18 protein-coding genes are annotated in these 16,225 nt (G+C 72.4%); 14 read left to right on the top strand and 4 right to left on the bottom strand.

The features are described 5' to 3' along the window. The first annotated feature begins 34 nt into the window (after positions 1-34). The 3 genes from ACIPPM_RS24770 to ACIPPM_RS24760 all read left to right on the top strand — a co-directional run bounded on the left by ACIPPM_RS24770 (position 35) and on the right by ACIPPM_RS24760 (position 2,548). On the top strand, positions 35-271 hold the full coding sequence (locus ACIPPM_RS24770; RefSeq protein ID WP_401451581.1) for a hypothetical protein: 237 nt from the start codon (positions 35-37) through the stop codon (positions 269-271). A 91-nt stretch (positions 272-362) separates the two neighbouring features. Then, the gene (locus ACIPPM_RS24765; protein ID WP_401451579.1) at positions 363-1,097 is read left to right on the top strand and encodes a response regulator transcription factor; all 735 of its coding nucleotides are present in this window, start codon (positions 363-365) and stop codon (positions 1,095-1,097) included. Between the two features lie 8 nt (positions 1,098-1,105). Next, positions 1,106-2,548 carry a sensor histidine kinase gene (locus ACIPPM_RS24760; protein ID WP_401451577.1) on the top strand — a complete coding sequence of 481 codons (1,443 nt, stop codon included), beginning with the start codon at positions 1,106-1,108 and terminating at the stop codon, positions 2,546-2,548. On the opposite strand, the gene ACIPPM_RS24755 is transcribed toward ACIPPM_RS24760, so the two are convergent. Further along, entirely contained in the window at positions 2,545-4,164 is a 1,620-nt protein-coding gene (locus ACIPPM_RS24755) for an ABC-F family ATP-binding cassette domain-containing protein (RefSeq protein WP_393594638.1), read from the bottom strand. The two genes, ACIPPM_RS24760 and ACIPPM_RS24755, sit on opposite strands and share 4 nt — an antisense overlap. An 88-nt stretch (positions 4,165-4,252) precedes the next feature. Here ACIPPM_RS24755 and mshD point away from each other — a divergent pair, with 88 nt between their 5' ends. The 7 genes from mshD to ACIPPM_RS24720 all read left to right on the top strand — a co-directional run bounded on the left by mshD (position 4,253) and on the right by ACIPPM_RS24720 (position 11,455). After that, entirely contained in the window at positions 4,253-5,179 is a 927-nt protein-coding gene (gene mshD / locus ACIPPM_RS24750; RefSeq protein WP_401451574.1) for a mycothiol synthase, read from the top strand. Between the two features lie 104 nt (positions 5,180-5,283). Continuing rightward, positions 5,284-5,670 carry a GntR family transcriptional regulator gene (locus ACIPPM_RS24745; protein ID WP_389005343.1) on the top strand — a complete coding sequence of 129 codons (387 nt, stop codon included), beginning with the start codon at positions 5,284-5,286 and terminating at the stop codon, positions 5,668-5,670. Continuing rightward, complete coding sequence (locus ACIPPM_RS24740) at positions 5,667-6,551, top strand: ABC transporter ATP-binding protein (RefSeq protein ID WP_401451572.1); 885 nt, start codon at positions 5,667-5,669, stop codon at positions 6,549-6,551. The genes ACIPPM_RS24745 and ACIPPM_RS24740 overlap by 4 nt, the downstream gene beginning before the upstream one ends. Beyond that, positions 6,548-7,522 (top strand): ABC transporter permease, encoded by a 975-nt coding sequence (locus ACIPPM_RS24735; protein ID WP_401451570.1) that lies wholly within the window; start codon positions 6,548-6,550, stop codon positions 7,520-7,522. The genes ACIPPM_RS24740 and ACIPPM_RS24735 overlap by 4 nt, the downstream gene beginning before the upstream one ends. Before the next feature lie 217 nt (positions 7,523-7,739). Beyond that, positions 7,740-9,992 carry an RNA degradosome polyphosphate kinase gene (locus ACIPPM_RS24730; protein ID WP_401451568.1) on the top strand — a complete coding sequence of 751 codons (2,253 nt, stop codon included), beginning with the start codon at positions 7,740-7,742 and terminating at the stop codon, positions 9,990-9,992. Then, positions 9,973-11,007, top strand: a complete 1,035-nt coding sequence (locus ACIPPM_RS24725; RefSeq protein WP_401451566.1) for a CHAD domain-containing protein — start codon at positions 9,973-9,975, stop codon at positions 11,005-11,007. Before ACIPPM_RS24730 ends, ACIPPM_RS24725 begins: the two co-directional genes overlap by 20 nt. 16 nt (positions 11,008-11,023) lie before the next feature. Continuing rightward, positions 11,024-11,455: an NUDIX hydrolase gene (locus ACIPPM_RS24720; RefSeq protein ID WP_401451564.1), complete on the top strand. Its 432-nt coding sequence runs from the start codon at positions 11,024-11,026 to the stop codon at positions 11,453-11,455. 54 nt (positions 11,456-11,509) lie between these two features. Here ACIPPM_RS24720 and ACIPPM_RS24715 read toward each other — a convergent pair whose 3' ends face one another. Continuing rightward, positions 11,510-11,674 (bottom strand): hypothetical protein, encoded by a 165-nt coding sequence (locus ACIPPM_RS24715; RefSeq protein WP_389005354.1) that lies wholly within the window; start codon positions 11,672-11,674, stop codon positions 11,510-11,512. Between the two features lie 164 nt (positions 11,675-11,838). Between ACIPPM_RS24715 and ACIPPM_RS24710 the strand changes: the two genes are divergently transcribed. Together ACIPPM_RS24710 and ACIPPM_RS24705 are read left to right on the top strand one after the other, a co-directional pair. Further along, positions 11,839-12,714 (top strand): hypothetical protein, encoded by an 876-nt coding sequence (locus ACIPPM_RS24710; RefSeq protein WP_401451562.1) that lies wholly within the window; start codon positions 11,839-11,841, stop codon positions 12,712-12,714. A gap of 287 nt (positions 12,715-13,001) precedes the next feature. After that, positions 13,002-13,166, top strand: a complete 165-nt coding sequence (locus ACIPPM_RS24705; protein ID WP_393595360.1) for a hypothetical protein — start codon at positions 13,002-13,004, stop codon at positions 13,164-13,166. Position 13,167: 1 nt separating this feature from the next. On the opposite strand, the gene ACIPPM_RS24700 is transcribed toward ACIPPM_RS24705, so the two are convergent. Then, entirely contained in the window at positions 13,168-13,473 is a 306-nt protein-coding gene (locus ACIPPM_RS24700) for a metal-sensitive transcriptional regulator (RefSeq protein WP_393594621.1), read from the bottom strand. A 206-nt stretch (positions 13,474-13,679) separates the two neighbouring features. On the opposite strand from ACIPPM_RS24700, the gene ACIPPM_RS24695 reads away from it, so the two are divergent. Together ACIPPM_RS24695 and ACIPPM_RS24690 are read left to right on the top strand one after the other, a co-directional pair. Next, the gene (locus ACIPPM_RS24695) at positions 13,680-14,300 is read left to right on the top strand and encodes a DUF47 domain-containing protein (RefSeq protein WP_030804247.1); all 621 of its coding nucleotides are present in this window, start codon (positions 13,680-13,682) and stop codon (positions 14,298-14,300) included. 7 nt (positions 14,301-14,307) lie between these two features. Continuing rightward, positions 14,308-15,306 carry an anion permease gene (locus ACIPPM_RS24690; protein ID WP_389005360.1) on the top strand — a complete coding sequence of 333 codons (999 nt, stop codon included), beginning with the start codon at positions 14,308-14,310 and terminating at the stop codon, positions 15,304-15,306. Between the two features lie 108 nt (positions 15,307-15,414). Here ACIPPM_RS24690 and pstB read toward each other — a convergent pair whose 3' ends face one another. After that, on the bottom strand, positions 15,415-16,191 hold the full coding sequence (pstB, locus tag ACIPPM_RS24685) for a phosphate ABC transporter ATP-binding protein PstB (RefSeq protein WP_389005362.1): 777 nt from the start codon (positions 16,189-16,191) through the stop codon (positions 15,415-15,417). Between the last annotated feature and the right edge of the window lie 34 nt (positions 16,192-16,225).

Below are 16,225 nucleotides of genomic sequence, written 5' to 3'. Positions count from 1 at the left end.
AGCACACGCAGTACCGAGCAGCAGGGAGAACGTCATGATCAAGCGCGTCTCGCACCAGGCCCCTGTCTCCGGACCGGCGAACGTCGTCGTCGCCCTCGAGGTGGCGCACGAGCTGCACGCCCCCGACCCCACCCCCCGCCGTCTGCCCGAGCTGCCCACCCCCGCGCCCCAGCTGATGGGCCTGCGCACCTCCGCCGCCCGCCCGCACCGCCGCAAGGTGCCGCTGAACCGGCTCAACGCCCTGACCCGGTTGACCCCGGCCGGGGTCTGACCCCCCGGCCTCGGACGCGGCGGAGCCGAAACGTGCGAGGCTTGAGAACCTCTCGTCCACGCCCCACCGCACCCACGAGGTACCGCCAGCGATGAGCCCCGCCGAAGGCGACCGTGACCCCCAGCGCATCCTGATCGTCGACGACGAACCGGCCGTCCGCGAGGCCCTGGAACGCAGCCTCGCCTTCGAGGGGTACGACACCCGGGTCGCCGTCGACGGAGCGGACGCGCTGGAGCAGGCCGGGGACTACCGGCCCGACCTGGTCGTGCTGGACATCCAGATGCCCCGCATGGACGGTCTGACCGCCGCCCGCCGCATCCGGAACACCGGGGACACCACCCCGATCCTGATGCTGACGGCCCGTGACACGGTCGGGGACCGGGTGACCGGACTGGACGCCGGGGCCGACGACTACCTGGTCAAGCCCTTCGAGCTGGACGAGCTGTTCGCCCGTATCAGGGCCCTGCTGCGGCGCAGCTCGTACGCGGGAACCGTGTCCGCCGAGGCCCGCGAGGACGAGGCGCTCACCTTCGGCGACCTGCGGATGAACCTCGCCACCCGGGAGGTCCGGCGGGGCGAGCGGCCGGTGGAGCTGACCCGTACCGAGTACACGCTGCTGGAGATGTTCATGGCGCACCCGCGCCAGGTGCTGACCCGGGAGCAGATCCTCAAGGCGGTGTGGGGCTTCGACTTCGAGCCCTCCTCCAACTCCCTGGACGTGTACGTGATGTACCTGCGCCGCAAGACCGAGGCGGGCGGCGAGCCCCGGCTCGTGCACACCGTCCGGGGCGTCGGGTACGTGCTGCGGCCGGGCGGCGCCGAGTGAGGCGGCTGATGCGCCGCTACCGGGCGCTGCCGATCCGGGCGAGGCTGGCGATGCTGGTCGCGGCGGCCGTCGCCTTCGCGGTGGCCGCGGTGTCGGTGACCTGCTGGTTCATCGTGCAGGGCAAGCTCTACAGCGAGATGGACGAGCGGCTGCAGAGCCTCGGCCGGCCGCTCAGCCCCGACCAGGTGACCACGCTGCTGCTGACCTGCCCGCAGTCCCCGGGTGCCGACGAGGGCCCGCCGTCCTTCCTGTACCTCCAGATCGTCACCGCCGAGGGCAAGACCTGCGTCACCCCGTTCTCCGAGGGCACGGTGAAGACCACCCCTGCGGACGTGGCCGCCGCCCGCAACGCCACCCTCGGCCGCCGCACCCTGCGCGACGGCGTCGACTCCAACGGGGACGACGTACGGGTCATGACCAGCGCCGTGCCCGTCGGCGGGGCACCCGGTACGCAGCCGTACCCGGAGGTCGCCGTGATGGTGGCCTTCTCCCTCAAGGACACCCAGCGCACCCTGAACGACCTGGCGCTGATCCTGCTGCTGGTCTCCGGCATCGGGGTGGTGGGCGCGGGTGTGGCCGGGCTCGCGGTGGCGCGGGCCGGACTCCGGCCGGTGGACAAGCTGACCGAGGCGGTCGAGCACGTGGCCCGCACCGAGGACCTGGCCGTCCGCATCCCGGTGGCCGACGACAGCGACGACGAGGTGGCCCGGCTCTCCCGGTCGTTCAACTCGATGACGACCGCGCTGGCCGGGTCCCGCGACCTCCAGCAGCAGCTGATCGCGGACGCCGGGCACGAGCTGCGCACCCCGCTCACCTCGCTGCGCACCAACATCGAGCTGCTGACCCGCAGCGAGGAGACGGGCCGCCCGATCCCGGCCGCCGACCGCAAGGCCCTGCTGGCCTCGGTGAAGGCGCAGATGACCGAACTGGCGGCGCTGATCGGTGACTTGCAGGAGCTGTCCCGCTCGGAGGGGCAGCGCGGGGAGCGGGTCCAGGTGTTCTCGTTCCAGGAGACCGTTCAGGAGGCGCTGCGCCGGGCCCGGCTGCGCGGGCCGGAGCTGACGCTCATGGCGGACCTGGAGCCCTGGTTCGTCCGGGCGGAGCCCTCCGCGCTGGAGCGCGCGGTGGTCAACATCCTGGACAACGCGGTGAAGTTCAGCCCCGAGGGCGGCACGGTCGAGGTCCGGCTGACCGACGGCGTGCTGACCGTACGGGACCACGGTCCGGGCATCGCCGCCGAGGAACTCCCGTACGTCTTCGACCGGTTCTGGCGCTCCCCCAGCGCCCGCGCACTGCCCGGCTCGGGCCTCGGGCTGTCCATCGTGGCCCGTACGGTGCAGCAGGCGGGCGGCGAGGTGACGCTCGACCGCGCCCCGGACGGCGGCACGGTCGCCACCGTCCGGCTGCCGGGCGCACCGACACCCCCGCCGGACACGCACCAGGAGTCTTAGCGGGCGCGCTCCACCCGGCGTTCGTCCCACACCGGTTCCGGGGTCTCGCGGACCCGGCCGTCGGAGCCGAAGACCAGGAAGCGGTCGAAGGAGCGGGCGAACCAGCGGTCGTGGGTGACGGCCAGCACGGTCCCCTCGTACGCCTCCAGCGCCTCCTGGAGGGCCTCGGCGCTCTCCAGGTCGAGGTTGTCGGTGGGCTCGTCCAGCAGCAGGGCGGTGGTCCCGGCGAGTTCCAGCAGCAGGATCTGCAGCCGGGCCTGCTGGCCGCCGGAGAGCCGCTCGAAGTTCTGCTCGGCCTGCCGGTCCAGGCCGTAGCGGCGCAGGATCGACATGGCCGGGCCGCGCGCGTGGGAGTGCTCGGACCACAGGATGTCCAGCAGGGTGCGGCCGACCAGCTCGGGGTGGGCGTGGGTCTGCGCGAAGTGCCCCGGCACCACCCGGGCGCCGAGCTTCCACAGCCCGGTGTGCGCGATGTCCGCCCCGGCCAGCAGGCGCAGGAAGTGGGACTTGCCGGAGCCGTTGGAGCCGAGGACCGCGACCCGCTCGCCGTAGAAGACCTCCAGGTCGAACGGTTTCATCAGCCCGGTCAGCTCCAGCGCCTCGCAGGTGATCGCGCGCACGCCGGTACGGCCGCCGCGCAGCCGCATCCGGATGTCCTGCTCCTTCGGCGGCTCGGGCGGCGGCCCGGCCTCCTCGAACTTGCGCAGCCGGGTCTGCGCGGCCGCGTACCGCGAGGCCATCTCGTGGCTGACCGAGGCCGCCTGCTGGAGGGTGACCACCAGCTTCTTGAGCTGGGCGTGCTTCTCCGCCCAGCGGCGGCGCAGCTCCTCGAAGCGGGCGAAGCGCTCGCGGCGGGCGTCGTGGTAGGTGGCGAAGCCGCCGCCGTGCGTCCAGACGTCGGCGCCGCCCTCGGCGGGCTCCACGCTGACGATCCGCTCGGCGGAGCGGGCCAGCAGCTCCCGGTCGTGCGAGATGAACAGCACCGTCTTGCGGGTGGCCCGGATCTGCTCCTCCAGCCAGCGCTTGCCGGGCACGTCCAGGTAGTTGTCCGGCTCGTCCAGCAGCAGCACCTCGTCGTGGCCCCGGAAGAAGTACTCCAGCACCAGCCGCTTCTGCTCACCGCCGGACAGGGTGTTCACCTGGCGCCACTGAGCCTGGTCGTAGGGGATGCCGAGGGCGGCCGTGGTGCACATGTCCCACAGGGTCTCCGTCTCGTACCCCTGGGCCTCGGCCCAGTCGGAGAGGGCCTGGGCGTACGCCATCTGCGCGGCCTCGTCGTCCACGGTCATGATCGCGTGCTCGGCCTCGTCGACCGCCTTCGCGGCCGTACGGATGCGCTTCGGGGCGACGGAGACGAGGAGGTCGCGGACGGTCGAGCCGTCCCGGACGCCGCCGACGAACTGGGGCATCACCCCGAGGCCGCCGCTGACGCTCACCTTGCCGCCGTGCGCGTCGAGTTCGCCCGCGATGATCCTGAGCAGCGTCGTCTTGCCCGCGCCGTTCGGGCCGACCAGCGCCACGGCCGAGCCCTCACCGACGCGGAACGACACATCACCGAGCAGCGCCCGCCCGTCCGGCAGGTAGTACTCGAGATGCGCCACGTCCAGATGTCCCATGCCCCGCATTCTCCCCGCCCGACCCCTCGGCACGGAAACGGTATTCCTTCAGCACCCGGCGCGGGGCGCGCGCCGTACCCTCGTACGCATGAGCAGCGACGACTCCGTACGGTCCTTCCCCGCCCGCTCCCTAGAGACGCACAGCGCACTCACGCCGGGCCAGGCCGAGGCCGTGCTCGCCCTCCTGGCCGAGGCCGCCCGTGAGGACGGTCAGCAGCCGGTGTCCGAGCAGGGCAGGCTGCAACTGCGCGGCGGCGCCCGCGCGGGCGTCTCCCATCTGCTGCTGTACGCGGGGGACGAGCTGGTCGGCTACGCCCAGCTGGAGGACACCGACCCGGTGGAGGCGCCCGCCGCCGAGCTGGTCGTGCGGCCCTCGCACCGGGGACGCGGGCACGGCCGGGCGCTGGGCACCGCGCTGCTGGCCGCTTCCGGCAAGCGGCTGCGGGTGTGGGCGCACGGCGGGCATCCGGCGGCCCGGCATCTCGCCCAGGTGCTGGGGCTGACCCTGTTCCGCGAACTGCGCCAGATGCGGCGGCCGTTGACCGGCCTGGAGCTGCCCGATCCGGTGCTGCCCCAGGGCGTGACGGTGCGGGCTTTCGAGCCGGGCCGGGACGAGGAGGCGTGGCTCGCGGTCAACGCGGCGGCGTTCGCCCACCACCCCGAGCAGGGTTCGCTGACCCGGCGCGACCTGGACGACCGGGAGAGCGAGGCGTGGTTCGATCCGGCCGGGTTCTTCCTGGCCGAGCAGGACGGCGAGCTGACCGGCTTCCACTGGACGAAGGAGCACACCGAGGAGGGGCTCGGCGAGGTGTACGTCGTCGGGGTGCGCCCCGGCCGCCAGGGCGGCGGCCTCGGCAAGGCGCTCACCACGATCGGCCTGCGCCACCTGGCCGGACGCGGCCTGCCGACGGCGATGCTCTACGTCGACGCGGACAACAAGGCGGCCGTGTCGGTCTACGAGCGGCTGGGCTTCACCACCCACGAGACGGACCTGATGTACCGCACGGAGACGTGAACCCTGGCCTGTGTGAACTGAGTTGAGGGGCGTCCGGACTTGACGGGCGCCCCTCTTCTACCCCACCCTTTCACTACTCAATTAGTGAAAGGGTGGTTCAGCGCGTGGTCGAATACCGCATCGACCGGCACAGCGGGGTCGCCACCTACGTCCAGATCGTCCAGCAGACCAAACAGGCCCTGCGCCTCGGACTGCTGCGCCCCGGCGACCAGTTGCCCACCGCCCGCGAGGTGGTGGAGGCCACCGCCATCAACCCCAACACCGTCCTGAAGGCGTACCGCGAGCTGGAGCGGGAGGGGCTGGTGGAGGCACGGCGCGGCATGGGCACCTTCGTCCGCCGCGCGCTCGGCGCCGCCCCCGCCGACTCGCCACTGCGGGCCGAGCTGGAGCAGTGGGCGGCGCGGGCGGTCGGGGCCGGGTGGGACCGGGACGACATGGCGGCCCTCTTCACGGCCGTACTCGACAAGAACTTCCAGGGAGAACGTTCATGAGCGACACCGCGATCGAGGCCGTGGGCCTCGGCAGACGGTACGGGCGGCGGGGCCGCTGGGCACTGCGCGACTGCGCGTTCCGGCTGCCCGCCGGGCGGGTCTGTGCCGTGGTGGGTCCCAACGGGGCCGGTAAGAGCACCCTGTTCGCGATCGCGGCGGGTCTTGTCCCGCCCACCGAGGGCGAGTTGCGCGTCCTCGGCACCGCTCCGGCCGATGCCCGGACCCGCGTGGGCTACGTCGCGCAGACCAAGCCGCTCTACCCGCAGCTCACGGTCGCCGAGACGCTGCGCATGGGCGCCGACCTCAACCCGGGCCACTGGGACGCGGCCGGTGCGGAGCGGATCGTGGCCGGGGGCGACCTCGACCCCCGGGCCCGGATACGGTCCCTCTCCGGCGGCCAGCGCACCCGCGTCGCACTCGCCCTCGCCCTCGGCAAGCGGCCCGAACTGCTGTTGCTGGACGAGCCGATGGCCGACCTCGACCCGCTCGCCCGGCACGACCTGATGGGCGTGCTGATGGGCACGGCCGCCGAACACGGCACCACCATCGCCATGTCCTCCCATGTCGTCGCCGAGGTCGTGGAGTCCTGCGACCACCTGCTGCTCATCGGCTCCGGCCGGGTCCGGCTGGCCGGCGACATCGACGACCTGCTCGCCGCTCACCTGCGCGTCGCCGGGCCCGCCGAGAACGAGGGGCTGACCGGGCACACGGTGGTCGAGTCCCGCACCACCGGGCGCCAGCTCTCCGCGCTGATCCGGCCGACCGGTCCGGTGCCGGGCGACTGGCGCACCGAGACCCCCACCCTGGAGGACCTCGTCCTCGCCCACCTGCGCGGCGCGGACGCGCCCGCGCTCACCCTGACCGAGGAGCGCGCCGCGTGAGCACCCTGACCGTTTCAGCGGCCCCCGCACATCCGCGGCAGGCCCGCTGGACCTTCCTCCTGCACCGCTGGGCGCTGATCGTCTGGGCCGCCCTGGTGGTGGTGATCGGCGGCCTGCTGCTGTGGGCGGCGGGTCCCCTCGCGGACGAGGAGGATCGCGCCTGGCACCGACTGGAGGCGTGCCGTCGGTTCAGCACGTGCGCCATCGACATGGGCTCGTACTCCACCGTCTACACGTTCCTGACGTACGCCATGATGCTGCTGCCGTTCGTCGTGGCCGCCTGGGCGGGCGCCACGCTGACCGCGCGGGAGCTGGAGTCGGGCACGGCGCTGATGGCCTGGACCCAGGGCGTCACTCCGGTGCGCTGGCTGGCGGTCCGGCTGGCACTGCCCGCGGCGGTGCTCACGGCGGGCGCGACCCTCCTGGTGGCCCTGCACCGGTCCGCCTGGGGGGCGCTCGAGGACCGTCCGGACCGCCGCCCGGCCTGGTGGGCTCCTTTCACCTTCCACGCCAACGGCCCGACGATCGTCGTCGCCTGCCTGACCGCGCTCGCCGTGGGCACGCTGACCGGCCTCCTGGTCCGCCGCACCTTGGCCGCCCTCGGTATCAGCGTGGCCGTCTCGGCGCTGCTGTTCGGCGGGGCCCACTGGCTCATGCCGTACCTGTGGCCGCCGGTGACCGAGGTGACCGGATTCAGGGACGGGTACGCGGGCGAGTTCTCCGGAGTGGAGGTGGCGCACGGCATGGTGACCCGGACCGGGGCGCACGTCCCCACGCCCGAGTGCACGGGGCACCTGAGGATGCCGTGCGAGCAGCTGTACGCACAGCAGGGCGGCACCGGGCTGTTCTCCGAGTTCCACCCCGCCTCCCACTACTGGCCCCTCCAGCTCACCACCAGCGCCGTGCTGCTGGTCGTGACCGCGCTGCTCACCGCGGCCTCCTTCGCGGTGCTGCGCCGCCGTACCGGCTGACCGGCGGGGGCGGTCCCCTGCGGGCCGCCCCCCGATTTCCCGGACGTCATGTGCCCGTAACCCTTGATTCAGAACCGCTTGCGACCCTCGGGCGATGGAACCCGTGGCCCCCCACCCCGAGCCGCGCCCCGAGGGGGCCGAAGGCGGCGCGTCCGTTCCCGCGGATCACTTGGAAACAGACGCTGCCGTAACGCCCCTGGCGCGGAAGAATGGGTTCATGAGTCAGCGAGAAGCCCAGGTACCGGCCCACCCGTCCCCCGACGCCACCCTGCGGCCGCAGCCCCCCGTGGGCTCGATCGCCGCCCACCGGCCGCACACGGTCGCGGCGACCGTCTCCGACCTGGAACCCGATCTCGACGCCGACCTCGACGTGTACGAGGAGCGGGTCACGGACGGCGCCCCGCTGCCGCAGGGCCGCTTCCTGGACCGGGAGCGCAGCTGGCTCGCCTTCAACGAGCGCGTGCTGGAGCTGGCCGAGGACCCGACCACCCCGCTGCTGGAGCGCGCCAACTTCCTCGCCATCTTCGCCAGCAACCTGGACGAGTTCTTCATGGTCCGGGTGGCCGGCCTGAAGCGCCGTATCGCCACCGGGGTCGCCACCCGATCCGCCTCCGGGCTCCAGCCCCGCGAGGTGCTGGAGATGATCTGGTCCCGCTCGCGCGAGCTGATGGCCCGGCACGCCGCCTGCTACCACGAGGACGTCGCCCCCGCGCTCGCGGAGGAGGGCATCCACCTGGTCCGCTGGAGCGAGCTGACCGACAAGGAGCAGGCCCGCCTGTTCACCCTGTTCCGGCACCAGATCTTCCCCGTGCTGACCCCGCTCGCCGTGGACCCCGCGCACCCCTTCCCGTACATCTCCGGCCTCTCGCTGAACCTGGCCGTCGTGGTACGGAACCCGGTCAGCGGCCACAAGCACTTCGCCCGCGTCAAGGTGCCCCCGCTGCTGTCCCGCTTCCTGGAGAGCAGCCCCGGCCGGTTCGTCCCGCTGGAGGACGTGATCGGGGCGCACCTGGAGGAGCTGTTCCCCGGCATGGAGGTGCTGGAGCACCACGCCTTCCGGCTCACCCGCAACGAGGACCTGGAGGTCGAGGAGGACGACGCGGAGAACCTGCTCCAGGCGCTGGAGAAGGAACTCATGCGGCGCCGCTTCGGGCCGCCGGTCCGCCTGGAGGTCGAGGAGGACATCGACCGCGAGGTGCTGGACCTCCTGGTGCGCGAGCTGAAGATCTCCGAGGCCGAGGTCTACCCGCTGCCCGGCCCGCTCGACCTCACCGGCCTCTTCCGCATCCACGGCCTGGACCGGCCGGAGCTGAAGTACCGCAAGTTCGTCGCGGGCACCCACCGCGACCTCTCCGAGGTGGAGTCCGCCTCCGCGCCGGACATCTTCGCCGCGCTGCGCCAGCGGGACGTGCTGCTGCACCACCCCTACGACTCCTTCTCCACCTCCGTGCAGGCGTTCCTGGAGCAGGCCGCGCAGGACCCGGACGTACTGGCGATCAAGCAGACGCTGTACCGCACCTCCGGCGACTCCCCGATAGTGGACGCCCTGATCGACGCGGCCGAGTCCGGCAAGCAGGTCCTCGTCCTGGTCGAGATCAAGGCGCGCTTCGACGAGCACGCCAACATCAAGTGGGCGCGCAAGCTGGAGGAGGCGGGCTGCCACGTCGTCTACGGCCTGGTCGGGCTGAAGACGCACTGCAAGCTGTCGCTGGTGGTCCGCCAGGAGGGCGAGACCCTGCGCCGCTACAGCCACGTCGGCACCGGCAACTACCACCCGAAGACCGCCCGGCTGTACGAGGACCTCGGGCTGCTCACCGCCGACCAGCAGGTCGGCGCGGACCTCTCCGACCTCTTCAACCGGCTCTCCGGCTACTCCCGCCGCGAGACCTATCGCCGCCTGCTGGTCGCCCCCAAGTCCCTGCGGGACGGCCTGATATCGCGCATCGACAAGGAGATCCAGCACCACCGCGCGGGCCGTCCGGCCTTCGTCAAGATCAAGGTCAACTCCATGGTCGACGAGGCGATCATCGACGCCTGCTACCGGGCCTCCCAGGCGGGCGTGCCGGTCGACATCTGGGTGCGCGGCATCTGCGCGGTCCGGCCCGGCGTCGAGGGCCTCTCCGAGAACATCCGGGTCCGCTCGATCCTCGGCCGGTTCCTGGAGCACTCCCGCGTGTTCGCCTTCGGCAACGGCGGCGAGCCCGAGGTGTGGTTCGGCAGCGCCGACATGATGCACCGCAACCTCGACCGCCGGATCGAGGCCCTGGTCCGGGTCACCGACCCCGGCCACCGGGCGGCCCTCAACCGCCTGCTGGACACCGGCATGTCCGACACCACCGCCTCCTGGCACCTGGGCCCCGACGGCGAGTGGACCCGGCACGCGACCGACGCCGAGGGCCAGCCCCTGCGCAACGTCCAGGAGATGCTCATTGACGCCCGGAGGCGCCGGCGTGGCACCACGACACCCTGACCGGCCCCACCCGGAGACCGTCCCGGCGGGGGTTCTCCCCGCCGGGACGGACCCCGCGGGGGACGACCTCGCCGCGTATCTGCGGGCGCAGGCCACCGAGTTCCTGCGGGCACTCCGGGAGACCGGGAACGGGCCGGGCGGCGCCGAGGGCGCCGCCGACGCCGGCCGCGCGCTGCGCCGTTCCGCCCGCCGGATCAGCGCCGCCCTGCACACCTTCCGGACCCTGCTCGACCCCGCCTGGGCCGACGCCATGCGGACCGAACTGGCCTGGCTGTCGGGCACCCTGGCACTGGAGCACGCACAAGAAGCCCGGCTCGACCGGCTGTTGCTCGCGCTGCACCGGCTGTCCGGGTCAACTCCGGTACCGGTACGGGCCGTAGTCCACGCGGGCGCCCCGGCACCGGTCGCCGAGCGCGGCAGCCTCACCGTGGGCGCGGCCAAGGCGGGCGCGCTGCTGGAGCGCAGGCTCACCCTGGCCCGGACCCGTGCCCACTCCGCGACGCTGGAGGCGCTGGGCTCCGCCCGCTTCCATGCCGTCGCCGACCGGGTGGCCCTGCTCGCCAGCGAGGTCCCCCTCGCGCCCGCCGCGCCCGGCACCGGACTCGGCCCGCTGGCCGCCGCGGCCGAGGACCGCCTCGCCGGTGCCGTCGCCGCACTGCCCCTGGTCACCGCCGGGGACCCCTACAACGCGCAGGCCCTGATCCACGGCCTCTCCCCCGACCCCGTTCCGCACCCCCAGGACGGCCCCTGGCACCAGGTCCGGCTCCTGCTCCGCCTGCACCGCTACGCCCGCGAGATCCCGCACACCGCCCCCGCCGACCCCCGGCTGGGCCCGGCCGCCGAGGCCCTGACCCGGCACCGGGACGCCGCCGAGGCCGCCGCCGAGGCCGCCCAGGCCGCCCGCACCCCCCGGATCGCCACCGCCACGGCCTACGCCCTCGGCGTCCTCCACGCCGACCAGCGCCACGAGGTGGAAGCCGCCCGGTTCACCTTCCAGCAGACCTGGCAGTCCTGACCCCGGAGGAGCCCCCGTGCCCGCAGGCCCCCACGCGCTCCCCAAGCTGATCCGTGCCGCGGGCTGCGTCCTGTGGCGCCGGGCACCCGGCACCGGCGCCCTCCAGGTGTGCCTGGTGCACCGCCCCCGGTACGACGACTGGTCGCATCCCAAGGGCAAGCTCAAGCGGGGCGAGTCCGCCCAGGCGGCGGCGGTACGCGAGGTGGGGGAGGAGACGGGCTACGCGGCCGAGTTGGGGGCCGAGCTGCCGACGCTGCGCTACCCGGTCGACGGGCGCCCCAAGCAGGTGCGGTACTGGGCCGCCGAAGCCGTCTCCGGTGCCTTCGTGCCCAACTCCGAGGTGGACCGGGTGGAGTGGCTGACGCCCGCCGAGGCACGTACCCGGATCAGCCATCCCCGCGACCGCGATCTGCTCGACGCCCTCACCCGGCGGCTCGCACACCCCTGAACTCGAACACCACTGAAAGCGCGGGCAAAAAGTCGGGAGCGCGCGCCGGAGCGCTCACGCTCCGCCGAGGTGCCCCTCCGCGTCGGTCCGCGCCTGGCTGCGCGCCCGGCGCGCCGGGCCCCGCCAGCCGCAACTGCACCGCGCCACACAGAAGCGCCCCTGCTCGGCCGTCTCCGTACGGTGTTCCCGCGCCCCCTCGGGGCCCTCCTCAGACGCCACGGCGCCACGCTACCGGCCGCGCGCCGGGGCGTGCGCTGCCCCCTCCCGGCCCCCTCCCGTCCGCTCCTGGGCCCGGACAGCGCGTGACGGCACTCCCTACCCGTCGTTAACCGGGAAGACAGGGGGCCAGTGACGGACATAACCGGCTGGGGGTAAGGCAGGCCATGGATCGGCGGCAGCACACGCGCGCGGGCAGGACCGGCGTCGCGGTGGGGATCATGGGACTCACGGTCGGGCTCGGGGCGGGCGCCTCGGGGTGTTCCGGCAGCGGAGTCGCCGCCGAGGGGGTGAACGGCGCGGGCGGCGAGCCGGTGGCCGTGCTCCGACAGGCCGCCGACACCCTGCGCGACGCGGGCACCGCCCGGGCCACCACCTCCATGGAGATGGCGACCGGCGGCACCCGGGTCACCATCCGGGGCCGGGGCGTCTACGACTTCGGGCGCCGCCTCGGCGAGCTGACCGTGGTCCTCCCGGCGGACCCCACCGGCACCCCGGAGCACCGGCCCATCACCGAACTCCTCACCCCCGGCGCCCTGTTCATGAAGAACCGGGGCGCGGGCGTGCCCGCCGACAAATGGGTCCGGGTGGCGGCCGCGACGGCCTCCGACGGCAACCTGGTCACCGGCGGCGCGACCGACCCGTACGCCGCGGCCGAGGTGCTGCGCGGGACGCGCACCGCGACCTATGTGGGCCGTACGAGCGTCGGCGGGACCCCCGTACGGCACTACCGGGGCACCGCCGACCTGGCGAGCGCGGCCCGCGCGGCCTCGGCGGACAACCGGGCGTCGCTCGCCGCGGCGGCGAAAGGGTTCGCCACGGCCGAGGTCCCGTTCGACGCGTACCTCGACGACGAGGGCCGCGTCCGCAAGCTGCGTCAGCGCTTCAGCTTCGTCAACGGACGGCAGGCGGCGGCCGTCGCGGTCGCCTCCACCACCCTGCTGCACGCCTTCGGCACCGAGGCCGACGTGACGCTCCCCCGCCCGGAGGACATCTACGCGGGCCGCCTCGCGGAGGACCAGGAGGGGGCCCCGGCCGACTAGGGCCTGTCCGGCGGATCAGGGTGCGGGGAAGCAGCGGTGCCGATCGACCCCGGCGAGCGGGGCCTGGTGCGTCCAGCTGCAAGGCGGAGGAGGGAGTCGACGCGGAGCGTCGGCGAGTGACGACAACGCCGCAGATGGGCGTGCCAGGCCCCGCGTCCGCGCCATGATCCGCCGGGCAGGCCCCTAGTCAGACCGTCGCGCGTGGACTAGCCCGTCCGTGCCATGCGCGGCGTGTGGCGCGATCCCTACTCTAGGAAGCCGGTACCGGCTAGGAAGAGGTGACGCGCGTGGCTCCGGTCGGCGGTACGGCGGTGCAGGACCACGTGGCCCTGGCCGAGATAGAACTGTGCGGCGAGCTGATGATCGCCGCCTCGGCCGCCGAGGACCGGCTGAGCCTGGCACACATAGACGAGGTGCTCCGGGTCACCGAGGACCGCGTGGCCGCCGCCTAGCTCAGGTGCGCAGCAGGCGGCCGATCGCCTTCGTCGCCTCGTCCACCTTCGCGTCGATCTCGTCGCCGCCCTTGAGGGCCGCGTCCGCCACGCAGTGCCGCAGGTGCTCCTCCAGCAGCTGGAGCGCGAAGGACTGCAGGGCCTTGGTGGAGGCGGAGACCTGGGTGAGCACGTCGATGCAGTACGTGTCCTCCTCGACCATGCGCTGGAGGCCCCGGATCTGGCCCTCGATCCTGCGCAGCCGCCGGAGGTGCTCGTCCTTCTGGTGGTGGTAACCGTGCGTGGCGCCGGCCTCGGTCGTCGTCATCGCGGGCCTCCATCTCGGGACGGTCGGGGGCATATACCCCTGGTGGGTATATGGTAACGAACTTCGCGGGGTAGCGGACCGGTCGAAGGTCCCCCGTGCCGAGCACGGCGCCCGATGGGCGACACTGGGGGATGGCCCGATAGCCGTGGCCGGATGATGCGCCTAGCATCAGCCTGACCGAAACCAAAGCATCCCGAGGACCACACGTGCGCTTTCGTCTGACCCCCAGGGAGACGAGCTTCTACGACATGTTCGCCGCGTCCGCGGACAACATCGTCACCGGCTCGAAGCTCCTGATGGAACTGCTCGGGGCGGACTCCTCCGCCCGGGCCGAGATCGCAGAGCGTATGCGGGCCGCGGAACACGCCGGTGACGACGCCACGCACGCGATCTTCCACCAGCTGAACTCCTCCTTCATCACGCCGTTCGACCGCGAGGACATCTACAACCTCGCCTCGTCGCTCGACGACATCATGGACTTCATGGAGGAGGCCGTCGACCTGGTCGTCCTCTACAACATCGAGGAGCTGCCGAAGGGCGTCGAGCAGCAGATCGAGGTGCTGGCGCGGGCCGCGGTGCTGACGGCGGAGGCGATGCCGAACCTGCGCACCATGTCCAACCTCACCGAGTACTGGATCGAGGTCAACCGGCTGGAGAACCAGGCCGACCAGATCCACCGCAAGCTGCTCGCCCAGCTCTTCAACGGCAAGTACGACGCGATCGAGGTGCTGAAGCTCAAGCAGGTCGTGGACGTGCTGGAAGAGGCGGCGGACGCGTTCGAACACGTGGCGAACACGGTGGAGACCATCGCCGTCAAGGAGTCCTGAGGCGTCGATGGACACCTTCGCTCTGATCGTGACCGTCGCGGTCGCGCTCGGCTTCACGTACACGAACGGCTTCCACGACTCCGCGAACGCGATCGCCACCTCGGTGTCGACGCGCGCGCTGACCCCGCGCGCCGCGCTGGCGATGGCGGCCGTGATGAACCTCGCCGGTGCCTTCCTCGGCTCCGGCGTCGCCAAGACCGTCTCCGAGGGCCTGATCGAGACCCCGCACGGCTCACGCGGAATGGCCATCCTCTTCGCCGCGCTGATCGGCGCGATCGTCTGGAACCTCGCCACCTGGTACTTCGGCCTGCCCTCGTCGTCCTCCCACGCGCTGTTCGGCGGCATGGTGGGCGCGGCGCTGGCGGGCGGCATCGACGTGCTGTGGAGCGGCGTCGTCGAGAAGATCGTCATCCCGATGTTCCTCTCCCCGGTCGTCGGTCTGATCGGCGGCTATCTGGTGATGACGGCCATCCTGTGGCTGTTCCGCAAGTCCAACCCGCACAAGGCCAAGCGCGGCTTCCGCATAGCCCAGACGCTGTCGGCGGCGGGCATGGCGCTCGGCCACGGCCTCCAGGACGCGCAGAAGACCATGGGTGTCGTGGTGCTCGCCCTGGTGATCTCCGGCAACGAGACCTTCGGCGACCCGATCCCGGTCTGGGTCAAGATCTCCTGTGCGCTGATGCTGTCGCTCGGCACCTACGCGGGCGGCTGGCGCATCATGCGCACCCTGGGCCGCAAGATCATCGAGCTGGACCCGCCGCAGGGCTTCGCCGCCGAGGCGACCGGCGCGTCGATCATGTTCACCACGGCGTTCCTGTTCAAGGCGCCGATCTCCACCACCCACGTCATCACCTCGGCGATCATGGGTGTGGGCGCGACGAAGCGGGTCAACGCGGTCCGCTGGGGCGTCGCCAAGAACATCGTGCTCGGCTGGTTCATCACCATGCCGGCCGCCGCGCTGGTCGCGGCGGGCGCCTTCGAGCTGGTCAATCTGGCCGTGCTGTAGGACCGCCCGGGCAGAAGGAGAAGGGCCCGCCCCCGGATCACCGGGGGCGGGCCCTTTCCGTTTCCTCGCGGTGGCACCGCCATGCAGCACCGCGAGGAGCTCGGCGGCTCAGCCGAAGCGGCCGGAGATGTAGTCCTCGGTGGCCTGCACCGACGGGTTGGAGAAGATCCGCTCGGTGTCGTCGATCTCCACCAGCTTGCCCGGCTGCCCCACCCCGGCGAGGTTGAAGAAGGCCGTACGGTCCGAGACGCGCGCCGCCTGCTGCATGTTGTGGGTCACGATGACGATCGTGAACCGTTCCTTCAGCTCCCCGATCAGGTCCTCGATCGCGAGGGTGGAGATCGGGTCGAGCGCGGAGCACGGCTCGTCCATCAGCAGCACCCGGGGCTGCACGGCGATGGCCCGCGCGATGCACAACCGCTGCTGCTGACCGCCGGAGAGGCCGGAGCCGGGCTTGTTCAGCCGGTCCTTGACCTCGTTCCACAGGTTGGCCCCGCGCAGCGACTTCTCCACCACGTCGTCCAGCTCGCTCTTGCGGTACCCGCCGTTCAGGCGCAGGCCCGCCGCCACGTTCTCGAAGATCGACATGGTGGGGAACGGGTTCGGACGCTGGAACACCATGCCGACCTCGCGGCGCACCGACACCGGGTCGACGCCGCTGCCGTACAGGTCCTCGTCGTCCAGCAGCACCTTGCCCTCGACGCGGCCGCCGGGGGTCACCTCGTGCATCCGGTTCAGGGTGCGCAGGAACGTCGACTTGCCGCAGCCGGAGGGGCCGATGAACGCCGTCACCGAACGCGGTTCCACGGTCATCGAGATGTCCTCGATCGCCTTGTGGGCGCCGTAGAAGGCGGTGAGCCCGCTCACATCGATTCGCTTGGCCATTGCTTCACTTCCAGTCGGTCACTGAGGAGGTCGC

It is taken from the genome of Streptomyces sp. NPDC090119, from assembly GCF_044747085.1.
Lineage (GTDB): Bacteria > Actinomycetota > Actinomycetes > Streptomycetales > Streptomycetaceae > Streptomyces.
This window is presented reverse-complemented; position numbering and strand designations above follow the sequence as displayed.

What these genes read in the sequence shown, in the direction of transcription:
- ACIPPM_RS24760 (WP_401451577.1), top strand. Translation starts at nt 1,106, where the DNA reads ATGCGCCGCTACCGGGCGCTGCCGATCCGGGCGAGGCTGGCGATGCTG.
- pstB (WP_389005362.1), bottom strand. Translation starts at nt 16,191, where the DNA reads ATGGCCAAGCGAATCGATGTGAGCGGGCTCACCGCCTTCTACGGCGCC.
- ACIPPM_RS24755 (WP_393594638.1), bottom strand. Translation starts at nt 4,164, where the DNA reads ATGGGACATCTGGACGTGGCGCATCTCGAGTACTACCTGCCGGACGGG.
- ACIPPM_RS24690 (WP_389005360.1), top strand. Translation starts at nt 14,308, where the DNA reads ATGGACACCTTCGCTCTGATCGTGACCGTCGCGGTCGCGCTCGGCTTC.
- ACIPPM_RS24710 (WP_401451562.1), top strand. Translation starts at nt 11,839, where the DNA reads ATGGATCGGCGGCAGCACACGCGCGCGGGCAGGACCGGCGTCGCGGTG.
- ACIPPM_RS24765 (WP_401451579.1), top strand. Translation starts at nt 363, where the DNA reads ATGAGCCCCGCCGAAGGCGACCGTGACCCCCAGCGCATCCTGATCGTC.
- ACIPPM_RS24770 (WP_401451581.1), top strand. Translation starts at nt 35, where the DNA reads ATGATCAAGCGCGTCTCGCACCAGGCCCCTGTCTCCGGACCGGCGAAC.
- ACIPPM_RS24740 (WP_401451572.1), top strand. Translation starts at nt 5,667, where the DNA reads ATGAGCGACACCGCGATCGAGGCCGTGGGCCTCGGCAGACGGTACGGG.
- mshD (WP_401451574.1), top strand. Translation starts at nt 4,253, where the DNA reads ATGAGCAGCGACGACTCCGTACGGTCCTTCCCCGCCCGCTCCCTAGAG.
- ACIPPM_RS24700 (WP_393594621.1), bottom strand. Translation starts at nt 13,473, where the DNA reads ATGACGACGACCGAGGCCGGCGCCACGCACGGTTACCACCACCAGAAG.
- ACIPPM_RS24730 (WP_401451568.1), top strand. Translation starts at nt 7,740, where the DNA reads ATGAGTCAGCGAGAAGCCCAGGTACCGGCCCACCCGTCCCCCGACGCC.